This is a genomic window from Humidesulfovibrio sp. (assembly GCF_035560995.1).
Classification (GTDB): domain Bacteria; phylum Desulfobacterota; class Desulfovibrionia; order Desulfovibrionales; family Desulfovibrionaceae; genus Humidesulfovibrio.
In genome coordinates, this window is sequence record NZ_DATMYK010000209.1 from 1 (window position 1) to 4,574 (window position 4,574).

The 4,574-nt window shown below is 69.9% G+C and carries 3 protein-coding genes; 2 read left to right on the forward strand and 1 reads right to left on the reverse strand.

Annotation, left to right across the window (positions count from 1 at the left end):
- Positions 1-2,917: tetratricopeptide repeat protein (locus VN419_RS08330; RefSeq protein ID WP_325646405.1), on the forward strand; the 2,917-nt coding region annotated here is incomplete at its 5' end.
- A gap of 51 nt (positions 2,918-2,968) precedes the next feature.
- A complete protein-coding gene (locus VN419_RS08335; RefSeq protein ID WP_325646407.1) occupies positions 2,969-3,607 on the forward strand; it encodes a trimeric intracellular cation channel family protein in 639 nt (212 codons plus the stop codon).
- 6 nt (positions 3,608-3,613) lie between these two features.
- Here VN419_RS08335 and VN419_RS08340 read toward each other — a convergent pair.
- Positions 3,614-4,574: 4Fe-4S binding protein (locus VN419_RS08340; protein ID WP_325646409.1), on the reverse strand; the 961-nt coding region annotated here is incomplete at its 5' end.

The window sequence follows — 4,574 nt, forward strand, 5'->3', positions numbered from 1 at the left end:
GGGCTTCACCCTGCTGCGCCTGAACCAGCTTGCCGAGGCCGAGGACGAATTCGCCCTGGTGCGCCGCGACCCCGCCATGGAGGGCGTCGGGCTTTTGGGCTCCGGCTGGACCCTGTACGCGCGCGGCAAGACCTCCGCCTCGGTGGACGCCTTGAACGAAGCCCTGGCCAAGGCCGGGCCCGGCACCATGCTGGACATGCTGCGCGAATCTGTGCCCGCCGACGCCCGCCTGGCCCTGGGGCTCATCGCCCTGGGACGCGGCCGCGCGGCCGAGGCCCTGAAGCAGCTGGAGGCCGCCGCGCCCGGGCCCGATGTGCTGGGCTCGCCCAAGGAACTGTTCATCGCCCTGGGCGACGCCCGCGCCCAGACCGGCGACCTCAAGGGCGCCCTGGCCGCCTGGGCCGAGGTGCCGCGCCGCAGCTCGCGCTTCACCGGCGACATCCCGCGTGACGAACTGGCCCGGCTCAAGGCCGCACGCCTGTGGGAGAAAAGCGGCAATCCGGGCGAGGCCCTGTCCTTGTACGCCTCCCTGGCCGATGGCAGGCACTACCAGGCCGAGGCTTTGCTGGGCCAGGCGCGCACCCTGCTGGGACTGGCCCGCGCCTCGGAGGCCCTGGCCCCCCTGCGCCGCCTGGTGAATTTGGATCCCAACGCGGCCGAGCCGCTGGAGCTCGCCGTACAGGCCGACCCGCTGCTGCGCCCCGTGCACAAGGACTGGGGCTTGGCCTACTTCCACCGGGGCGACTACATGGAGGCCCTGGGCAAGCTCTCGGCCTACCTGGACGACGTGAACGCGAGCGACAGCGCCGCCACCCTGGGCATGGGCTGGAGCTTCCTGCGCCTGGGCCACCTGGGACGCGCCTGGGACTGCTTCAGCGACGCCGCGCGGCTCAAGCCGACCTCCGCCGACCCGCAAGTGGGCATGGCCGCAACGGCAATGGGGCTTGGACAGCAGGCCCAGGCCCGCGAACTGCTCGACCGCGCCCTGGTCATGGAGCCGGGCAACGCCCTGGCCCTGAACACGCTGGGCCACCTGGAGCTTTCCCTGGGCGACTCGCAAAAGGCCCTGGAACGCTTCCGCGAGGCCTTGAAGGCCCGGCCGGACTACGTGGACAGCCGCCTCTCCGCCGCGCGCATTTTGTACGACCGCGCCGAATACGACGCCGCCGCGGCCGAATACTTCCGCCTGGTGACCCAGGAAAAGCGCTCCACCACAGGCTGGAACGGCCTGGGCTGGGCGCGCCTGCGCCTGGGCCAGTACGACGACGCCCTGACCGCCTTCACCGAGGCCCGCCGCCAGAATCCCTCCCTGCCCGCGGCGGCGTACGGCATGGGCATCACCCTGGCCCGCCAGGGCAAGGCCGACCAGGCCAGCCAGCGTCTGGCCGAGGCCATCTTCTTAAGCCCGGACTTCGCCGCCACGCCGGAAGTGCTGGAGCTCATGCGCTCGCGCCCGGAGTACACGGAGCTGTTCCTGGAGATGGGCGAGGCCTACGCGCGCAAGCTCTACCCCACCACGGCCGCGCCCTATCTTGAGGAATACCTGCGCCAGAACCCCAACAGCCGCCCCGGCCGCCGCGCCCTGGCCTGGGCCAGCTTCTGGGCCGGGCAGGAGGACAAGGCCCACGCCCTGTTCCAGACCCTCATCACCGTGAACAAGGACGATCCGGACGCGCACCTGGGCGACGGTCTGGCCCTGCTCTCACGCGGGCACCTGGACCTGGCGGAGCCGCACCTGCGCGACGCCGTGCGTCTGGATCCCAAGAACTCCCTGGCCTGGCGCGCCCTGGTGCTGCTCCTTACCCGCCAGGGCCGCGACAAGGAAGCCGTCGCCGCCCAGCAGCAGTCGCCACGCTCGCGCGTGGAGCGCCTGGACCGCATGAGCTCCAGCGGCTACACCGCCCTCACCGAGGGCCGCATGCGCGACGCCGTGAGCGACTTCCGCCGCGCGGTGAGCCTGGACCCCGGCCTGGCCGCGCCGCACTACGGCCTGGCCTTCGCCCTGGTGGCCCTGGGCGAGCACGAGCAGGCCCGCGAGGAATTGCTGGCCGGCGTGAATCTCGACCCCGCCTATCTGGACGAACTGGAGCTCTCGCAGCTGCTCTCCCAGCATTCGGAGCTCTCCGCCCTGGCCCAGGACCTGAGCTGGAGCCAGCTGTACGCCATGAACCTGCCCGCCGCCCGCGCCGGGTTCGAACGCATTCTGGCCACCGCCCCCGGCAGCATGGAGGCCCTGTTCGGCCTTGGGGCCACGGCCTACCTGCAGGGCGACTGGCAGCTCGCCGAGTCCTGCTTCGACAAGATCATGCCCCGCGCCCCCCTGTCCGGCTCCTCCTGGGACAAGTGGTGCCACCTGATGGATAAGCTCGGCTGGAGCGCCTACCACCAGCAGAAATACGACAAAGCCCTGCACTCCTTCGACTGGCTGCGCACCTACAACCCGGAAAAGCCCTTCGCCTCCGCCCTCGGCGGCATGGGCTGGGCGCTCATGGGCAAGGGCCAGTCCCAGCAGGCCCAGGCCCTGTTCCTGCGCTCGCTCAACGCGTTCCCGCGCAACCTCACGGCCATGCAGGGCATGACGGCCCTGAAAAAGGCCCCGGAAACCGACGATCAGGACATGGACGACGAGCCGGAACCGGAGATCAAGCCCAAGCGCAGGGGCAAAGCCGCCAAGGTCAGCCGTGCGGACCGCGCCGACAGGGACGACGACGAGCGCCCGGCCAAGTCCAAGAAAGGCAAGAAGAGCAAGGCCGAAAAGGCGGAGGCTTCCGCCGCCCCTGAAAAGACCTCGAAGAAGAAGAGCAAGAAGGACCAGGCCGAGGCCGAGGCCAAGCCCGCGAAGTCCACGAAGAAGAAGGCCGAGGCCGACGAGACCCCGGCCAAGAAAAAGAAGAAGTCCAAGAAGCAAGAAGACTAGGCCGGGCGGCTCCATTCAGCGGGAAGCAGGCCCAAGGGGACGCGCACAGGCATGCAGTTCGACCTCCCGCTTCAGACCCTTTACGCAGCCTCCCTGCTGGGCGGCGCAGCCTTCGCCCTTTCCGGCTTCCTCACCGGAGTGCGCAAGGGCCTGGACCTCATGGGGATCTTCATCCTGTCCTTCCTCACCGCCAACGGCGGCGGGGTCATCCGCGACATCCTCGTCGGGCGGCCCGTGGCCCTGGTGCACGAGGCCGAACCTTTTCTCATCACCAGCGGCGTGGTGCTGCTGGCCCTCACCCTGAAGCTGCACAAGCTGCCCCAGCTGGAACAGCGCCTCGGCTTCGTGGTCAGCGACGCCGTGGGCCTTGCGGCCTTCGGCCTTTCAGGCGCCCTTGTGGGCCTCGAGGTTCAGGCGCAATTCTTCGGCGTGCTGGCCCTGTCGCTGCTCACCGCCGCCGGGGGCGGCATCCTGCGCGACCTGCTGGTGAACGAGGTGCCCGAACTGCTGCACGGCGGCTTCTACGGCAGCGTGGCCCTGCTTCAGGGCGCGGCCATCTTCGGCCTGCACGCGGCGCAAAGCCTCAACACGGCCACCCTGCTTGCGGCCTTCTGCGCCGCCCTCGCCCTGCGCCTGATCGCCTACCGCGGCAAGTGGCGCCTGCCCAAGCCCGCAAAACCGGCGGAATAGAACCCGTCAGATGCGCGCCACGCCCAAAAATACGGCGTGCAGCGCGGCCACAAGCGTCAGAAAGGCTGCCCGCGCCGTGGCCGAAGAAAGGCCCGGAAAACGATAGTGCATGGCGTCGTGCGGGCAGGCCCCCACGCAGTCGCCGCAGAGCGTGCAGGAAAGGCCCGGCTTACCCGCCTCAATCTCCAGGCTCGTCAGGGCCGAATAGCGGCAGGCCCGCGCGCAGGAGCCGCAGCGCGTGCATGCGCCCAGATTGATGCGCACGCGCCAGGGAATGAGCTTGCCCAGCACGTTGCCCACCAGCCCGATGGGGCAGAAGGCCGTGCAGTGCGCCATGGTCCCCAGCCGCCGCGACACCACAAGCATCACTCCCACGCCCAGCAGCCCGAATCCGGCCGCAAGCCACACCGCCGTCTCGCCCGGCACGCCCAGCAGCCGCAAGGCCAGCGCCCCGCCGCAGGCGATGACCAGCGTGACCAGCCTGCCGCCAACGGTCCAACGGCGAGACAGCACGCGCGGCGGTTTGCTCCCACGGCGCGAGCACTGGTCATCCCACGCGCCGATGTAGCACAAGTGGCTGCACCAGGCCGGGCCCACCAGAAGCACCGTGGACGCGAACAGGATGGGCATGAAGAGCCCACCGCCCCGGAATATGGGCCCAGCCGCGATGAGCGCGGGCACGGGCAGGTGCAGCTTCCCGGTCATCAGCAGGTCCGTGAATCCGGCCAGCCCCAGGGCCAACTGCCCGAAGAACAGCGCCGAGAACAACGCCCAGATGCGCGGCCGCAAGCGCTTGTGTTCTTTCGGCTCCAGCATGCGCCCGGTAAGCCACGCGGCGTACAGGCCCAGAAGCAGCATCTCCAGCCAGCCTGATCCGGGCACAAAGCGGTCGACCAGCAGCACCGGCATGCTGGCCTTGCTCCGCGCCAGAGCCATCAGCCCCACCGTGAGCCAGAAAGCCCCGGCC

What these genes read in the sequence shown, in the direction of transcription:
- VN419_RS08335 (WP_325646407.1), top strand. Translation starts at nt 2,969, where the DNA reads ATGCAGTTCGACCTCCCGCTTCAGACCCTTTACGCAGCCTCCCTGCTG.